Origin of the sequence: Dechloromonas agitata is5 (assembly GCF_000519045.1) — a bacterium.
Classification (GTDB): domain Bacteria; phylum Pseudomonadota; class Gammaproteobacteria; order Burkholderiales; family Rhodocyclaceae; genus Azonexus; species Azonexus agitatus.
Map to the genome: position 1 here is coordinate 2,207,255 of NZ_KI912532.1, position 15,787 is coordinate 2,223,041.

Sequence of the window (15,787 nt, forward strand, 5' to 3'; positions counted from 1 at the left end):
TCATGGGACGGGTGGGGTCGAGGTCAGGCCGGTCGGCAGCAGGCGGCGGATCAGCGGGCTGACGGTGGCGCGGAAGCGCGGGCTATGCAGGCAGACGCCGCCGAGCAGGCCGACTAGGCAGCCGAGGACGGTGTCCCAGAAGCGCGCTGCGATCAGCGGCGCCGGGCTGGTTTGGCCGAGGGTGGCGGCTTCGACCAGCAAAATGGTCAGCGGTGTGATGAAGATGGCCGCCAGCGCGTAATGGCGGACAATCAGCATTTCGATGCAGAAGGCCAGCGCGATCATGACCAGCGGGATCGTCCACGCACTGAGGGGCAGGAGCAGCACGCCCCAGGCCAGCAGCAGGCCGATGGCGGTGCCGACGATGCGGTGGATCTGCTTGGTCCACACGGCGCGCAGAGTCATGCCCTGGAGCACGGCCAGGCAGCTGACCGGCACCCAGTAGGGCTGGACGAGTTGCAGGGCATGCGCGAGGGCGAGGGCGATGCCGACGAAAAGGCCGATGATCACCGCGTCGAATACGACGAAATCGAAGGTGGGGGCCGGCAAGGGCGGAATTGGCCGGGGGGGCTGGCGGCGCAGCGTGATCAGGCTGTAGAGGAAGGCGATCAGGCTGGCGAGCAGGCAGCCCATGGTCAGCAGGCCGACCTTGAGCGGCACGTCGAGGATGCCGCCCGGGGTGTGGGCACCGATCGAGGCCGCCATGACGAAAAAAAAGCTGCCCGGCGGCGGCATGCAATAGTAGCGGCTGACCATGGTGACCAGGATGGCTGTTATGGTCAGCGCCGGGATGGTGGCCGGCGGGTAGAGCTGGCTGATCACACCGGCGGCGTAACTGGCGATCAGCGCAAAGGCGCAGGCGAGCAGCACCACCATGCGGTGGTACATCGGCGTTTCCGGCAGGTAGAGGAAGAGCATGCCGCCCAGCGAGGAGATCAGGCCGTAGTCGAGATGGCTGAAGGAAGCGCCGACCAGCAGTGGCAGACCGGAGGAGAGCGCGGCGGCAAAGGGCATCGGCCAGCGGCGGTCGCTGCGGTTGAAGCGGGTCAGGCTGCCCCATTCGGCGCGTAGCCAGCTGATCAGTTGGGCTGCTCCGGCCACGATGGCGCTTCTTACAAGGAGGCCGTCAGGGCGGCGGCGATGGTCTGGCCGAGCAAGGCGATTTCCTCGTCGCTGACGATGTAGGGCGGCATGACGTAAACCGTGTTGCCGATCGGGCGGATTAGCGCGCCACGATCGAGCGCAGCGCGGTAGAACTGGCGGGAGAAGTACGGGGCGTCGGTGGCGACGTCGAAGGCGGCGATCATGCCACGCTGGCGCAAGTGCTTGACCTGTGGGTGGTCGGCGAGTGGCGCGAGGGCGGCGCCGATGGCCTGGGCCTTGGCCCGGTTGGCGGCGATCACGTCGTCCTGTTCGAAAATGTCGAGGGTTGCCAGCGCCGCCCGGCAGGCCAGCGGGTTGCCGGTATAGCTGTGCGAATGCAGGAAGGCGCGGGCGACCGAATCGTCGAGGAAGGCGGCGTAGATCGTGTCGCTGCACAGCACGATGGAGAGCGGCAGGTAGCCGCCCGAAATGCCTTTCGACAGGCACATCAGGTCGGGCCGGATGTCCGCTTGTTCGTGGGCGAAGAAGGTTCCGGTACGGCCGCAGCCGACGGCGATTTCATCACAGACCAGATGCACTTCGTAGCGGTCGCACAGCTGGCGGGCGAGGCGCAGGTATTCCGGGTCGTACATCGCCATGCCGGCGGCGCCCTGCACCAGCGGCTCAACGATCAGCGCGGCGGTGCGCTCGCCGTGCTGTTGCAGCCAGTTTTCCAGCCCGGCGGCGGCGCGGCGGGCCACGTCGGCCGGGGTTTCACCCGCTTCGGCCTGGCGGAAGTCGGGCGAGGGCAGCACGTGCGCCGCGGCGCGGACCAGCGGCGCGTAGGCGTCCTTGAAGATGGCGACGTCGGTGACGGCCAGCGCGCCGACCGTTTCGCCGTGGTAGCTGCCGGCCAGGCAGAGGAACTCGGATTTCTCCGGGCGGCCGATGTTGCGCCAGTAGTGGAAGCTCATCTTCAGCGCGATCTCGGTGGCCGAGGCGCCGTCCGAGGCGTAGAAGGCATGGCCGAGCGCGCCGCCGGTCAGGACGGAGAGACGTTCGGAGAGTTCGACCACCGGCTGGTGCGTGAAGCCGGCGAGCATGACGTGTTCCAGGGTGTCGAGCTGTTCGCGCAGCGCCGCGTTGATGCGCGGGTTGGCATGGCCGAACAGGTTGGTCCACCACGAACTGATGCCGTCGAGGTAACGGTTGCCGTCGAAATCATGCAGCCAGGCACCTTCGCCGCGGGCGATGGGGACCAGCGGCAGGTAGGCGGGGGCGCCGGGCCGGGCGTGATGCTGCATCTGCGTGCAGGGGTGCCAGACAGCCGCCTGGCTGCGCGCCAGCCAGTCTTCGTTCGACGACGTGCGCATCAGTGCAGGATCTGCGAACCGGCGGCGTTCGGCTGTTCCGGCATCTCGGCATGCACCAGCTCGCCCTCGCGGTTCGGGAAGAGCGGGGCGCCGCAGTCGTCGCAGAATTCCATCGGGAAATGATGGTCGAGGAAGAGCACTTCCTTGACGCCGGTTTCACGCAGCACGGCCTCGATCTCGCCGGCGGCATCGGTCGCCTCGTCCTCGGTGCCGAGCAGCGGCCAGACGATGCCGTGGTAGACCTCTTCGCCACTCTTCGGGCCGAGGCTGACGCGGTATTCCTCCATGCGGCGGTCGTAGCAGGGGCCGACGACGGCGCGGATATCGGCCGGCATCAGGCCGAGCATGGTTTGCAGGAAGGCGACGGAAGCCTTCAGGGAATAGGGACGCGACAGGCGGTCGGCGTTGCGGCAGGCAGCGTGGTAGGCATCAGCCAGCAGCGGCTGCCAGGCGCAGCCGGTGAGCAGCGGCTCCAGGCTGGGGCTGCCTTGCTTGATCCATTCCTTGAGCGCGGTTTCCTTGTTGCCACCATCGGCTTCATTCCAGCGGAACAGCGGCTTGCCGCGCGGCACGGCGATGGTGCCGACCAGGTAGCGCACGTCGGACAGGAACCGATTGGTTTCCGGCATGGTGCTGGCATCGATGCCCAGGTGCTTGTCGGCCAGGGCGGCTTCGCCGAGTTGCTTGGTCAGTTGCCAGGTGTCGCAGAAGCTGCGTGGCAGCTGATCGGGGCTGAACAGGAAATCGGCCATCGCCAGGCGGGTGTCGGCGCCGAAAACATGGGCGCCCAGTTGCACGGCGAGTGCCTGTAAGGTGCTCTTGGGCAGCGAACAGGCGGGGATCGAGAAACGCGACCAGGCCAGGACGGGCGCGGCGAAGAGCTGGATGTCGAAGATCTGCCCCTGCACCTCGACCTGGTTGCTTTCGGCACGCGATTCGACCATGTCGGCCAGTTCGTCGTGCGCCCGCGGATTGGCTTCGAACAGGCGGTCGAGGGCGGTGTTGATGTCGTCCTCGGCGCCATGGCGGAGCAGTCCGTCGACGGCATCGGCCAGCTGGCTTTCCCAGAAGCTGTCCTCCAGCTTGCCGCCGGATTCGGAGAGGCCGGTGGCGAGGCGTTGCAGTTCGGCCGCTTCGCGGGAGAGACGGTCGCGCGAACCAAAGCGGGTGCGTTTCATCGATGATCCAGAAAAACCAAAAAGAGGATTTTACCAGCCGGTAAAATGGCGCACAGCACAAACCTTTGTTTTCACCCGCTTTCGATCATGCTCATCCTGCTCTCGCCCGCCAAGTCGCTCGACTACACGACGCCGCCCCATGTCGCCACCTGCACGCAGCCGCGCTTCCTGCCTCAGTCGGAAAACCTGATCCGGGCGTTGCGCCGCTTGTCGCCGGCCGACATCGCGACGCTGATGGATTTGTCCGATCAACTCGCGCTGCTCAATTTCAACCGCTATGCCGACTGGTCGCTGCCCTTCACGCCGGAAAATGCCAAGCAGGCAGTACTTGCTTTCGACGGCGATGTTTACGACGGCCTCGACGCCCGCCACCTGAGCGCCGATGACCTCGACTTCGCCCAGCAACACGTGCGCATCCTCTCCGGCCTCTACGGTCTGCTGCGGCCGCTCGACCTGATGCAACCCTACCGCCTGGAAATGGGCACCAAATTTGCCAATGCGGCGGGCAAGGATTTGTACGCCTTCTGGGGCACCACCCTGCTCGACGCGATCAATGCCGAACTCGCCGCCATGCCGCGCCCGGTCGTCGTTAACCTGGCCTCCGAGGAGTATTTCAAGGCGGCGGTCGGCCGCAAGATCCAGGGCACGGTGATCCAGCCGGTGTTCGAGGACTGGAAGAACGGCAAGTACAAGATCATCAGTTTCTACGCCAAGCGGGCGCGCGGCCTGATGACGCGCTACGCGGTGGTCAACCGGCTGAGCGAGCCGGAAGCCCTGCAGAATTTCGCGGTCGATGGCTACGCCTTTGCACCGGAGGCTTCCGACGCGACGACCTGGGTCTTCCGGCGGCGCGAGGACTAGTCGAGTGCCTGCAGGACGGCGCAGACGGCATCCATTTCGGCGAGGAGCGGCGCGACCGTCGCTTCGCTGACCGGCGTGGCCTCTTCCTTGAGGCTCAATTCGATCGTCCGCGCCGTTTCACCCAGTGCATCCATGCCCAGGCTAAGCGCGACGCCCTTGATGCTGTGCGCGCTACGCACGGCTTCCGGGCGCTGGCCGGTCTGCACGTTCTGCCGTAGGTCGCGGGCCAGTTCGGCGGCATGCGTGTCGCGGAACTTGAGTAGCATGCGGCGGTAGAAATCCACCTTGTGGCGGACGCGCGCCAGACCTTCGTCGACGTTGATGCCCGGCAGGTCGGGCAACGGGCGGGCCGCCGCCGGTTGCGGGCAGGTCGGCGGCATGGCTGGCGGCGGGAGGGGGGCAGGACGTTCGGCCGGCAACAGTTCGGCAATCAGCTGGAGCAGTTTTTCCAGATTGACCGGCTTGCTGACGTGGGCATTCATGCCGGCCGCCAGGCATTGCTCGCGGTCGCTTTCGAGCACGCCGGCGGTCAGGGCGATGATGGGCAGGCCGGCGTATTCCGGCATCTCGCGCAGTGTGCGGGTGGCGGTGAAGCCATCCATGACCGGCATCTGGCAATCCATCAGGATCACGTCCGGCTTGCGGGCGCGCACCATGGCGATGGCTTCGTCACCGTTGCTGGCCAGCCGGACCTGGATGCCGGCCGTGGCGAACAGTTCGCGCATCAGGTCGCGATTCAGCTCGATGTCGTCGACGACCAAGATGTCGGCCTCCTTCAGTTGCTGGATGGAGGACAGGTCGGGGGCGTTGACCCCCGCGGCGATTGCGACCGGGTGGTCGAGACCAAGGGCCTTGCTCAGTACGGCGTGCATGCGGCGCAGGCTGGTCGGCTTGAGCAGAACGGCATCGGCCGCCTGGTGATCGGCCTGTGCCGTACTGGTCGCGATCAACGAGGAGAGCAGAATCAGTTTCGGCTGCCCGGGCTGCGCCTCCCGGCGAATTTCCTTGATGATGTCCAGCCCGTTTGGGGCCGGCATCTGCCAGTCGAGCAGGGCGGCGAGCGGAGCGCTGCCTGGGCGGCGCAGGGCGGCCAGTGCCGTGTCGCCGCTGGCGTGGGCATCGACCGTGAAACCGAGTTGCCGGCACAGATTGCCCAGCGCCCGCCGCGCGGCCGGATTGTCGTCGGCAATCAGGATGCTGCGCCCGGCGTAGGCCGCCAGTTGCTGGCGTAGTTCGGTGGCGGGCAGCGCGGCGGGCGGGCAGCCGAAGCGAACGGTAAAGTGGAAGGTGCTGCCGAGCCCCTGCACGCTCTCCAGCCACATGCGCCCACCCATCAATTCGACCAGGCGCTTGGAAATCGCCAAGCCGAGGCCGGAGCCACCGTAGCGCCGGGTGGTGGATGAATCGGCCTGGCTGAAGGCCGAGAACAGGGCTGTCTGCTGTTCCGGTGCGATGCCGATGCCTTCGTCCTTTATCCAGAAATGGAGCTCGGCCTGCTCACCGCTCGTGCCGGCCAGTCTGCAACCCAGCTGCAGGCTGCCCTGGGGCGAGAACTTGACGGCATTGCCGAGCAGGTTGATCAAGATCTGCTTGAGGCGCAGCGGGTCACCGATGAAGCTGCGCGTCGCTTCCGGCGCCAGATCGATGCACAGTTCCAGACCCTTTTCCTCGATACGGCCGATCAGCAGGTCGTTGATCTCGTCGAGCAGGCCTGGCAGTTCGAAGCTCAACTGCTCGATGCTCATCTTGCCGGCTTCGATGCGCGAGAAATCGAGGATGTCGTCGATGATGCCGAGCAGGTGGTCGGCCGCCCGGCGGATCTTGCCGATGTGCTGCTGCTGGACCGGATTGAGCGGCGTCAGCAGGCAGAGATCGGACAGGCCGAGGATGGCGTTGAGCGGCGTGCGCACCTCGTGCGACATGTTCGACAGGAATTCGCTCTTGGCGCGGCTGGCGGCCTCTGCCTGCAACATGGCGAGGCGCAGGTCGTGCGTCCGCTCATCGACCATGCGGGCCAGGTTGTCGCGGTGGTCACGCAATTCCTCGGCGGTTTCGTGCAATAGGCGTTCGTTGTCGCGCAAGGCCTGCTCGCGCGATTTGAGGGTGGCGATGTTGGCGGCGACAACGACGGCTCCCTCCAGCTTGCCCGCCTGGCTGTGCAGGAGACTGGCGTGGACGAGGTAGGGAATGTGGCCGTCCATCCCCTGCGGCTGGGTGGACCCGGCCCGGCGGAAATACAGCTCGGCGGAGAATCGGCCGCCGGCCGCCCGGATCGCATTGAGCAACCAGGGCGCCTTCGCCACCGGCAGCAGGCTGCGCAACTGCTGGAGACTCGGCTCGGCCAGGCAATCCTCGAAGTAAGCGCCGATCAGGGTGGCCGGCGTATAGCCCAATTCCTGTTCGAGCAGGGGATTGATCCGCGTCACCCGACCATCCGGCCCGAGCATGACGAAGATTTCTGCCATGGTGCCGATGGCACGTTCCAGCGCGCCGTGCAGGCGCGTCAGTTCGTCCGAACGCAGGCGCAGTTCATCCTGCTGTCGCTCCTGCTCGGCGATGAGCAGTTCCATCGTTTCGGTGCTCTGGATCAGTTCACCTTCCAGCGCCTGGTTTGCCTCGCGCAGCATGTCGAGTTCGTTGGCCAGTTCGGCCGCGATGTCTTCGCTCGCCGGCAGAAAGCGCTGCCGGATCAGGCCGACCGTTTCGCCGACGGCGGCGGCGACCTCGACCGACAGGCCGGGGACGAAGGTGGCGACGGGGCCGATTTCGGCGGCGATGACGTCGACCCGCGGCAGCGGATTCAGCGTTTCGCGCGCGGCCTCCAGCAGATAGCCCACCCCGGCGCCGTGCCCGCCGTGGTGATCCTCGACCGGCACGTCGCGCGGCCCGAGCAGGTGGACCGTGCCGGGGCGGGGGCCGGCCATCGCATCGACAACGATCACCTGGCGCACGTTCTCGAAATAGTGCAGCGCATCGAGGCCGCGGTTGCCGCAATCGATCACCTCCGCCGTTCCGGCGGCGAGCAGCCGGCGCAGGGCCAGGGCGACGGCCGGGCCAAAGCCGTCATCCCCGTGCAGGGGATTGCCGAAGCAGAGGATGCGCAGGCGCGAACGATCAGACATGGAAGCGTGTTTTATCGTGGCGGCCGATGAAATGCACGGTGCACACCAGGCAGGGGTCGTGCGAACGCACGATGTGGCCGATTTCGAGCGGGTTGGCCGGGTCCGGCACGGGCAGGCCGATGATGCTCTGTTCCCAATGGCCATGGCGCCCGGCGCTGTCACGCGGCGAGGCATTCCAGGCGGTCGGTGTGACGATCTGGTACTTCTCGATCACCCCATTCCTGATCCGCAGCCAGTGGCCGAGCGCGCCACGCGCCGCCTCGACCAGCCCGTAGCTTTCGCCATCCGGCCAGACATCGAGGCCGGGGTCGAGGTAGTGCGGCTCGCTGAGGCAGGCTTTAATCGACTGCAGGGTCTCGGCCATGGCCTGGATCAGCCAGCCGGCGCGCCGCAGGCGGGCAAACTGGCGCAGCCAGGTGTTGTCGCCTTCGCGCGCCAGCAGGTCGGTGATCAGCGGGTCGCCAGCGATGCGCAACTCGGCCAGCGGGCCGGTCTGCACCACCCGGTCGCCATAGCGCGGCGCCTTGGCCCAGGTGTAGCGGTCGGTGCCCGGCAGGTGGTCGGGGATGGTTTCGCCCTGCCACGGGTGGCGGCCCCCCTCGTAGGGCAGGAACCAGCTGTGGCGGACGTGTTCGTTGATCTGCGCCTGGTCGAGCGCCTCGACTGCTTGCGTATCGCCGTTGAAGAAGCCGGCCGGCAGGGCGTGGCCGCTGCCGTCGGGGCGGATGACCGAGCCATAGCTGAGGAGGTGCGGCGTGCCGCGCCCGAGCAGGTGCAAGCCGATATCGCGGCTGAAACGGTTGAACAGGCCTAGGCCGCTGCCGGCACGGGCGGCGTCGGCCGCCTGCCAGCGGAACAGCGCATCGCCGCTGTCGAGGGCCATCCATTCATCGAGGCTGCCGCCGATGACGGCCTGCTCGAACCAGCCCCGAACAGCGGCCAGGATGTCGCGGCTGTCCATCACCCGCCGGCTGTTGGCCGGCTGCGAAATGCCGCCGGGCAGCATGTAGGTCGAGTGCGGCCACTGGCCGCCGAACAGCGCGACGATACCGAGCAGGTCCCGCGTCGCCTTCAGCGTGCCGCGCGCCACGCTGCCCTTGAGTGGCAGGAAGGCGGCGTTCAAGGCGCCAGCCAGCGGTTGGCCGGCATAGCGGGCGTTGCAGAAATCCGGCGTGAAGAAGAGGAATGTCTGGCGCAGGTCGCTCTGCAGGGTTTCCGCCATCAGGCACAGGTTGCGGACATGGACGGCATGGGCCGGCGGTGTCAGGTTGGCGATCTGTTCCAGCGCCAGCGTCGCGGCGTAGAGGTGGGCCGTGCCGCAAATGCCGCAGACACGCGGCGTGATGACCAGCGCGTCGCGCGGTGCGCGGCCGATCATGATCTGCTCGAAACCCCGGTAGAGCGTGCCGATGCAGCGCGCATCGACGACGATACCGTCTTCCAGGTCGACCTGGAATTCCAGATCGCCTTCGACGCGGTTGAGGTCGATATCGACGGTGACGCGGCTCATCGTTCAGGGCTCCATTTCCCGGTTGACCACGCGTTCCGGCGCAGCGGCACGGGCCAGGTTCTTGTAGGCCATGTACTTGGCGCGGGCCACGCCGAGTGGCAGGAATTTGGGTACGGTGCCAATCTTGGGCGTGACGAACAGGTCACGTGCTGGCGGGAAATCGGCCGAAGTGCAGCCAAAGCAGGGCACACCGGCGCGGGTCTTACTGTTATGGCCGTTCCACAACTCGGTATTGCATGGCGCGACGGTCTGCGGGCCGCGGCAGCCCAGGTTGAAGAACAGACAGCCTCGCCCGCCGAGCACGTTGTCCTCGATGTCGTACTCGTGATACTCGTTGCGCGTGCAGCCTTGGTGCACCAGGGTCGAAAAGAAGGCGGCCGGCCGGTTCAGCGCATCGAGCGACAAGGTTTCGCCTTCGGCGAGCATGGCCAGGACCTTGGTCATCGTGTTGGGGTGGGCCGGGCAGCCGGCCACGTTGATCACCGGCTGGCCGTTGCGGCTCCGCCAGTCGCTGCCGAGCAGGCCGCCCGGCTGATCCTTCATGAATTGCAGGCCGGTGCAGTCGGTCGGATTGGGGCCGGCGGCATGCACGCCGCCGTATGCGGCGCAGGTGCCCATGGCGACGACATGGGTGGCGAGGGGTGCCAGTTGGCGGACGATGTCGAACTTGGCGCGCCCCTTCCAGGTGTCGTACTGACCGCTGCCGTTCGGACCGGTGAGCAGGCTGCCCTCGATGCACAGGATATCGAGCGGCTCGCGGCCGCTGGTCACGCCATCGAGCACCTCGCCGAAACTCCGGTCGGCCGTCAGCGAGGGATGCCACAGGAAATTCAGGCCGTACTGGTCAATCAGGTTCTCGATGCTCGGCCGGTCGGCGCAGAGCAAGGCCATCGACTCGCCGCTGCAGGCGCCGGTTTGCATCCAGACGATATTGGCCATGGCCGCTCTCCGAGTTTCTTGATGGCTGCCAATCGGGCATGTCACCACAATTTGCGCTGTTATTTCGTAAAATTATAGTTAAATTTATTATTTTTACAACAAATGTGTCAATTTTTCCTGCGGGCTGCACGGGATGTCAGGTCCGGTTGCCATTGCCCCCGCAATCAGGCTCGCCGCAGCGGCCGGCTTGACGATTTGAAAGCCCAGTTTGGTCCTTCCGCGCAACTTGAGCAATGCCTTGTCCTTGCTGACCAGCAGGTCGGCCTGGCAGCGGGCGGAGAGTTCAAGGAATTTCTGGTCGTCGCGATCCTTGCAGCGCGGCAGGGGCGGCGAATCGCCTTCCGGATGCATCTGGACCAGACCGCTGTAGCGTGCGTAGCGGTCGGCGATCATCGCCGGCGTCAGCTTCAACTGCGGGTAGGTCAACACGCGCTGCAGTTCGTCCAGTGTGCGCCGGTCGGCGAAACACGCGATGCGGCCGGCTTCCAGCGCCGCCATGATCGGTACCGCATCGGTATTGGCCCAATGGAAGAGGTCGAGAACGACATTGGTGTCGAGAACGAGGCGCAGCATGGAGCGATTATAATGCGCGCCTCTTCCCCCACCCCGTGAAATCCCCCATGTCCCGCATCCTGCTCGCTCCGATGGAAGGCCTCGCCGATCCGCTGATGCGGCAGGTGCTGACAGCGATCGGCGGCTACGACTGGGGCATCTGCGAATTCGTCCGGGTTACCGAGAGCGTCTTGCCCAACCGCACGTTCCTGCGGACCTGTCCGGAATTGCACAACGACAGCCGAACCGATGCCGGTACGCCGATGCGCGTCCAGTTGTTGGGTTCCGACCCGCATTTCATGGCCGCCAACGCCCGGCGCCTGGTCCGTCACCGGCCGGCCGGGGTGGATATCAACTTCGGCTGCCCGGCACCGACGGTCTTCCGCCATCGCGGCGGGTCGGCCCTGCTCGGCGAGCCGGAACTGCTGCACGCCATCGTCAGCGCCGTGCGCGCCGAGGTGCCGGCCGACATTCCTTTCACCGCCAAGATGCGCCTCGGCATTGCCGACAGCAGCCTGGCGGTCGATTGCGCCCAGGCCATCGCGGCGGGTGGAGTCGATGAACTGATCGTCCATGGCCGTACCAAGGTCGACGGCTATAAGCCACCAGCGCGTTGGGCGCAGATCGACCGGGTGCGGGCTGCGGTCAGTATCCCGATCATCGCCAACGGCGAGGTATGGACGGTGGCTGATTTCCGCCAGTGCCAGCTGGAGTCGGGGTGCGCCGACGTCATGCTTGGCCGCGGTGCGCTGGCCGACCCATTGCTGCCGCGCAAGCTGCGTGGCGAGGCGACTGGCGGCTGGGCTGAATTGCTGCCCTCGGTGGCAACCTACTGGCGCGGCGTGCGCGAGCGGGTGATGCCGGTGCATGCCGGCGGTCGCCTGAAGCAATGGCTGATGTTGCTGCGCCGCCATTACCCGGAGGCCGAGGCGCTCTACCAGCAATTGCGCCCGGTCAAGGCTGCCGAGGATATCGACGCCATGCTGGTCGCTGCCGGCGTGCTCGACAGTCTTCCCGAGCGCCTGCTTCTCGCCGCCTGATGGAAGGCAATTCCCGCTTCATCCGCAGCGCCCAGGGGGAGCCGCACGCCGATCTGCCGGAACTGGTCCGGCGCCATTTCGCCCACCCGTTCCGCAAACCGATTCTCGATTACAACCGGCAAGCCTACGCCGCAGCGCTGGCCGCTCGCGCCGGCTGGAACCCCAAAGCGCCGCTCATTCTCGACGCCGGTTGCGGCGTCGGCTGGAGCACGTTGCGCCTTGCCGAGGACTATCCCGATCATTTCGTGATCGGCGTCGATCAGTCGAGCGACCGCATCGAGCGCGGCAAGCCGCTCGCCCTGCCGGGCAACGCGGTGTTCGCCCGGGCCGACCTGGTCGATTTCTGGCGTCTGCTGCAGGCTGACGGTGTCCGCCTGGCCCGCCATTACCTGCTCTATCCGAACCCGTGGCCGAAGATCGGTCACCTGGCCCGGCGCTGGCACGGTCACGCCATCTTCCCCTCCCTGCTGGCGCTTGGTGGCGTGCTCGAATGCCGCAGCAACTGGTCGGTGTATATCGATGAAATGGCCCTCGCCATCGCGCTCGCCACCGGCCGGCCGGCGGTCGGGGAAGCATGGCAGCCGTCCGGCGAGCCACTGACCCCGTTCGAGAAGAAGTACCTCGCTTCCGGCCACGCCCTGCATCGCGTCGTGGTCGATCTGGGCTGAGACGAGGGGCATGTCGGAGGAAACCACGGTGTCGCCTTGCCAGAGTTGCGGCGCCTGTTGCGCCAGTTTTCGCGTCGACTTCCATCCGGCTGAACTGGCCGGAGGGCGCTTTGCCTGGGGGCAGGGCGTTCCGCACTCCCTGAGCGTGCCGGTAACCGCCTGCATTGTCCGCATGGCCGGCACCGATCGCGCGGCGCCGCGTTGCGTGGCACTCGATGGCGAGATCGGTCTGGCTGTGCGCTGCACCATTTATGCCGAGCGCCCATCGCCCTGCCGCGAGTTCGATACCGAACACAGTGCCTGCAACCGGGCACGGCAACGCCACGGCCTGCCTCCGCTATAAGCGATATTTATCCCCGTTCTGGTCGGACAAGGCTGTGGATAAGCTCGGGATGAACGCCGTAAGCCCCTGATGCACATAGTCAAACCGCGGGTTGCTCAAATTTTGGGCGGGTGGCTGCTTTGGCTTGCCGGACAAGGCTTTTCGGGTTTTGTCAAATGCCCCGCGAGGGGGGAAGGGCTGCGGCCCGGGATTTGCCAGTGGTGTTCAGTTGTTGAATAAACGCTATTTATCCCCGTTCGGACGGGGTAAGTCTGTGGATAAGTTCTGGGTAGATTCTGCAACTCACTGTCCGGCAAGGGTTTTGGGTGTCTTGCTTAAATTTTGAGCAAAACTTGCTGCGCTGCACATCAATTCATGGCAAAACCCGCAAGATAAGCTATCATATATAAGACTTGCGGGCCGGCCTCGGGACGCTACCCGCCGAACCATTCGGCCGCCGCGATTGTCGTAAAATATTCGTTTCCCAGAGCAACCCTTTACGAAAGGAAGTCGCCGTGCTTGAAGCCTATCGCGCCCACGTTGCAGAGCGTGCAGCCCTCGGTATCCCGCCGCTGCCCCTGTCCAAGCAACAGACCACCGAACTGGTGGCCCTGCTGAAGAATCCTCCCGCCGGCGAAGAAGCCGCTCTGGTCGAATTGATCACCTATCGCGTGCCGGCAGGCGTCGATGACGCCGCCAAGGTCAAGGCCGAGTTCCTGGCCAAGGTCGCCAAGGGTGAAGAGTCCTGCGCCCTGATCTCCAAGGAAAAGGCCACCGAACTGCTCGGCACCATGCTCGGCGGTTACAACGTCAAGCCGCTGATCGACCTGCTGGCCTGCCCGACCTGTGGCGCCGTCGCCGCCGAAGGCCTGAAGAAGACCCTGCTGGTGTTCGATTACTTCCACGACGTCGCCGAGCTGGCCAAGGCCGGCAACGCCAACGCCAAGGCCGTCATGCAGTCCTGGGCCGACGCCGAGTGGTTCACCTCGCGTCCGGAAGTCCCGGCCTCGCAAAAGCTGACCGTGTTCAAGGTCACCGGCGAAACCAACACCGACGACCTGTCGCCGGCCCCGGATGCCTGGTCGCGTCCTGACATCCCGCTGCACGCCCTGGCCATGCTGAAGAACCCGCGTCCGGGTATCGAAGCCGACGAGCCGGGTGCGCGCGGCCCGATCAAGCAACTGGAAAAGCTGGCTGCCAAGGGCAACCTGATCGCCTACGTCGGTGATGTGGTCGGTACCGGTTCTTCCCGCAAGTCCGCCACCAACTCGGTGCTGTGGTTCACCGGCGAAGACATCCCGTACGTCCCGAACAAGCGCTTCGGTGGCGTCTGCCTGGGCTCCAAGATCGCGCCGATCTTCTTCAACACGATGGAAGATGCTGGCGCGCTGCCGATCGAAATCGACGCCGGCCAGATGGACATGGGCGATGAGATCGAACTGAAGGTCGATGGCGCCACCGGCAAGGTTACCGCTGTCAAGAATGGTGCCGTGATCGCCGAATCGCAGCTGAAGACGCTCGTCATTCTCGACGAAGTCCGCGCTGGCGGCCGTATCCCGCTGATCATCGGTCGCGGCCTGACCGCCAAGGCGCGTGAAGCCCTCGGCCTGCCGGCCTCCACCCTGTTCCGTCTGCCGCAGCAGCCGAACGATCCGGGCACCGGCTACTCGCTGGCCCAGAAGATGGTCGGCCGCGCCTGTGGCCTGCCGGAAGGCAAGGGCATCCTGCCGGGTACCTACTGCGAACCGAAGATGACCACCGTCGGTTCCCAGGACACCACCGGCCCGATGACCCGCGACGAACTGAAGGATCTGGCCTGCCTCGGCTTCTCCGCCGACATGGTCATGCAGTCCTTCTGCCACACCGCCGCTTATCCGAAGCTGGTCGACGTCAAGATGCACCGCGAACTGCCGTCCTTCATCAGCACCCGTGGTGGCGTTGCCCTGCGTCCGGGCGACGGCGTCATCCACTCCTGGCTGAACCGCCTGCTGTTGCCGGATACCGTCGGTACCGGTGGCGACTCGCACACCCGTTTCCCGATCGGCATCTCCTTCCCGGCCGGTTCCGGTCTGGTTGCCTTCGCTGCCGCCACCGGCGTCATGCCGCTGGACATGCCGGAATCCGTGCTGGTTCGCTTCAAGGGCAAGATGCAGGACGGCATCACCCTGCGCGACCTGGTTAACGCCATTCCGCTGTGGGCCATCAAGCAGGGTCTGCTGACCGTCGAGAAGAAGGGCAAGAAGAACGTCTTCTCCGGCCGCATCCTCGAAATCGAAGGTCTGCCGGATCTCAAGGTCGAACAGGCCTTCGAACTGTCCGACGCTGCTGCCGAACGTTCCGCTGCTGCTTGCGCCATCGCCCTGAACAAGGAACCGATCGTCGAGTACATGCGTTCGAACATCACCCTGATGAAGTGGATGATCGCTGAAGGCTACCAGGATGCCCGCACCCTGAAGCGTCGTATCGCTGCCATGGAAGAGTGGATTGCCAAGGGCGAACTGCTCAAGGCCGACGCCAACGCCCAGTACGCTGCCGTGATCGAAATCGACCTGGCCGAGATCACCGAGCCGATCGTTGCTTGCCCGAATGATCCGGACGACGTCAAGGTCCTGTCCGAAGTGGCCGGCGACCAGATCGATGAAGTCTTCATCGGTTCCTGCATGACCAACATCGGTCACTTCCGCGCGGCCGGCAAGGTGCTGGACGGCAAGTCCGACATCCCGACCCGCCTGTGGATCGCTCCGCCGACCAAGATGGATGCCATGGTGCTGAACGAGGAAGGCTACTACAGCGTTCTCGGCAAGGCCGGTGCCCGTATGGAAATGCCGGGCTGCTCGCTGTGCATGGGTAACCAGGCCCAGATCCGCAAGGGTTCCACCGCGATGTCGACCTCGACCCGCAACTTCCCGAACCGCCTGGGTATCGACACCCGCGTCTACCTCGGCTCCGCCGAGCTGGCTGCGATGTGCGCCCTGCTCGGCAAGATTCCGACCAAGGAAGAGTACATGCAGTACATCCAGGTCGTGAATGCCAAGGCGGCCGATATCTACCGCTACATGAACTTCGACCAGATTCCGGCTTTCGTTGAAGTGGCTGAAACGGTCACCATGTAATTCATCTGCCGCAAGGCGGATTGCAA

At 65.5% G+C, this 15,787-nt stretch carries 12 protein-coding genes; 5 read left to right on the plus strand and 7 right to left on the minus strand.

Annotation, left to right across the window (positions count from 1 at the left end; all coding sequences use genetic code 11):
* Genes K420_RS0110765 through K420_RS0110775 form a run of 3 tightly spaced genes read right to left on the minus strand, consistent with a single transcriptional unit; the run spans position 1 to position 3,634 of the window.
* The gene (locus K420_RS0110765; RefSeq protein ID WP_232422763.1) at positions 1 to 1,101 is read right to left on the minus strand and encodes an FUSC family protein; all 1,101 of its coding nucleotides are present in this window, start codon (positions 1,099 to 1,101) and stop codon (positions 1 to 3) included.
* Between the two features lie 11 nt (positions 1,102 to 1,112).
* Positions 1,113 to 2,456, minus strand: a complete 1,344-nt coding sequence (gene bioA, locus K420_RS0110770; protein ID WP_027458067.1) for an adenosylmethionine--8-amino-7-oxononanoate transaminase — start codon at positions 2,454 to 2,456, stop codon at positions 1,113 to 1,115.
* Positions 2,456 to 3,634 (minus strand): DUF2863 family protein, encoded by a 1,179-nt coding sequence (locus tag K420_RS0110775; RefSeq protein WP_027458068.1) that lies wholly within the window; start codon positions 3,632 to 3,634, stop codon positions 2,456 to 2,458. Before K420_RS0110775 ends, bioA begins: the two co-directional genes overlap by 1 nt.
* 87 nt (positions 3,635 to 3,721) lie before the next feature.
* On the opposite strand from K420_RS0110775, the gene yaaA reads away from it, so the two are divergent.
* A complete protein-coding gene (gene yaaA, locus K420_RS0110780; protein ID WP_027458069.1) occupies positions 3,722 to 4,495 on the plus strand; it encodes a peroxide stress protein YaaA in 774 nt (257 codons plus the stop codon).
* Here yaaA and K420_RS19750 read toward each other — a convergent pair.
* The 4 genes from K420_RS19750 to K420_RS18760 all read right to left on the minus strand — a co-directional run bounded on the left by K420_RS19750 (position 4,492) and on the right by K420_RS18760 (position 10,639).
* Positions 4,492 to 7,617, minus strand: a complete 3,126-nt coding sequence (locus K420_RS19750; RefSeq protein ID WP_027458070.1) for a hydrogenase maturation protease — start codon at positions 7,615 to 7,617, stop codon at positions 4,492 to 4,494. The two genes, yaaA and K420_RS19750, sit on opposite strands and share 4 nt — an antisense overlap.
* On the minus strand, positions 7,610 to 9,127 hold the full coding sequence (locus K420_RS0110790; protein ID WP_027458071.1) for a nickel-dependent hydrogenase large subunit: 1,518 nt from the start codon (positions 9,125 to 9,127) through the stop codon (positions 7,610 to 7,612). The genes K420_RS19750 and K420_RS0110790 overlap by 8 nt, the downstream gene beginning before the upstream one ends.
* Positions 9,128 to 9,130: 3 nt before the next feature.
* Complete coding sequence (locus K420_RS0110795) at positions 9,131 to 10,066, minus strand: NADH-quinone oxidoreductase subunit B family protein (RefSeq protein ID WP_027458072.1); 936 nt, start codon at positions 10,064 to 10,066, stop codon at positions 9,131 to 9,133.
* A gap of 93 nt (positions 10,067 to 10,159) precedes the next feature.
* Complete coding sequence (locus tag K420_RS18760; protein WP_051453080.1) at positions 10,160 to 10,639, minus strand: putative toxin-antitoxin system toxin component, PIN family; 480 nt, start codon at positions 10,637 to 10,639, stop codon at positions 10,160 to 10,162.
* 47 nt (positions 10,640 to 10,686) lie between these two features.
* Between K420_RS18760 and K420_RS0110805 the strand changes: the two genes are divergently transcribed.
* The 4 genes from K420_RS0110805 (at position 10,687) to K420_RS0110820 (ending at position 15,761) form a co-directional block, all read left to right on the plus strand.
* On the plus strand, positions 10,687 to 11,658 hold the full coding sequence (locus tag K420_RS0110805; RefSeq protein WP_027458073.1) for a tRNA dihydrouridine synthase: 972 nt from the start codon (positions 10,687 to 10,689) through the stop codon (positions 11,656 to 11,658).
* The gene (gene trmB / locus K420_RS0110810; RefSeq protein WP_088177874.1) at positions 11,655 to 12,326 is read left to right on the plus strand and encodes a tRNA (guanine(46)-N(7))-methyltransferase TrmB; all 672 of its coding nucleotides are present in this window, start codon (positions 11,655 to 11,657) and stop codon (positions 12,324 to 12,326) included. The genes K420_RS0110805 and trmB overlap by 4 nt, the downstream gene beginning before the upstream one ends.
* Before the next feature lie 10 nt (positions 12,327 to 12,336).
* Entirely contained in the window at positions 12,337 to 12,669 is a 333-nt protein-coding gene (locus K420_RS0110815; RefSeq protein WP_027458075.1) for a YkgJ family cysteine cluster protein, read from the plus strand.
* 494 nt (positions 12,670 to 13,163) lie between these two features.
* Positions 13,164 to 15,761 (plus strand): bifunctional aconitate hydratase 2/2-methylisocitrate dehydratase, encoded by a 2,598-nt coding sequence (locus K420_RS0110820; protein ID WP_027458076.1) that lies wholly within the window; start codon positions 13,164 to 13,166, stop codon positions 15,759 to 15,761.
* Positions 15,762 to 15,787 lie beyond the last annotated feature (26 nt).

Bases quoted from the DNA above. Each gene is read 5' to 3' on its own strand.
- bioA (WP_027458067.1), bottom strand. From the start codon at position 2,456: ATGCGCACGTCGTCGAACGAAGACTGGCTGGCGCGCAGCCAGGCGGCT.
- K420_RS0110775 (WP_027458068.1), bottom strand. From the start codon at position 3,634: ATGAAACGCACCCGCTTTGGTTCGCGCGACCGTCTCTCCCGCGAAGCG.
- yaaA (WP_027458069.1), top strand. From the start codon at position 3,722: ATGCTCATCCTGCTCTCGCCCGCCAAGTCGCTCGACTACACGACGCCG.
- K420_RS19750 (WP_027458070.1), bottom strand. From the start codon at position 7,617: ATGTCTGATCGTTCGCGCCTGCGCATCCTCTGCTTCGGCAATCCCCTG.
- K420_RS0110790 (WP_027458071.1), bottom strand. From the start codon at position 9,127: ATGAGCCGCGTCACCGTCGATATCGACCTCAACCGCGTCGAAGGCGAT.
- K420_RS0110795 (WP_027458072.1), bottom strand. From the start codon at position 10,066: ATGGCCAATATCGTCTGGATGCAAACCGGCGCCTGCAGCGGCGAGTCG.
- K420_RS18760 (WP_051453080.1), bottom strand. From the start codon at position 10,639: ATGCTGCGCCTCGTTCTCGACACCAATGTCGTTCTCGACCTCTTCCAT.
- K420_RS0110805 (WP_027458073.1), top strand. From the start codon at position 10,687: ATGTCCCGCATCCTGCTCGCTCCGATGGAAGGCCTCGCCGATCCGCTG.
- K420_RS0110815 (WP_027458075.1), top strand. From the start codon at position 12,337: ATGTCGGAGGAAACCACGGTGTCGCCTTGCCAGAGTTGCGGCGCCTGT.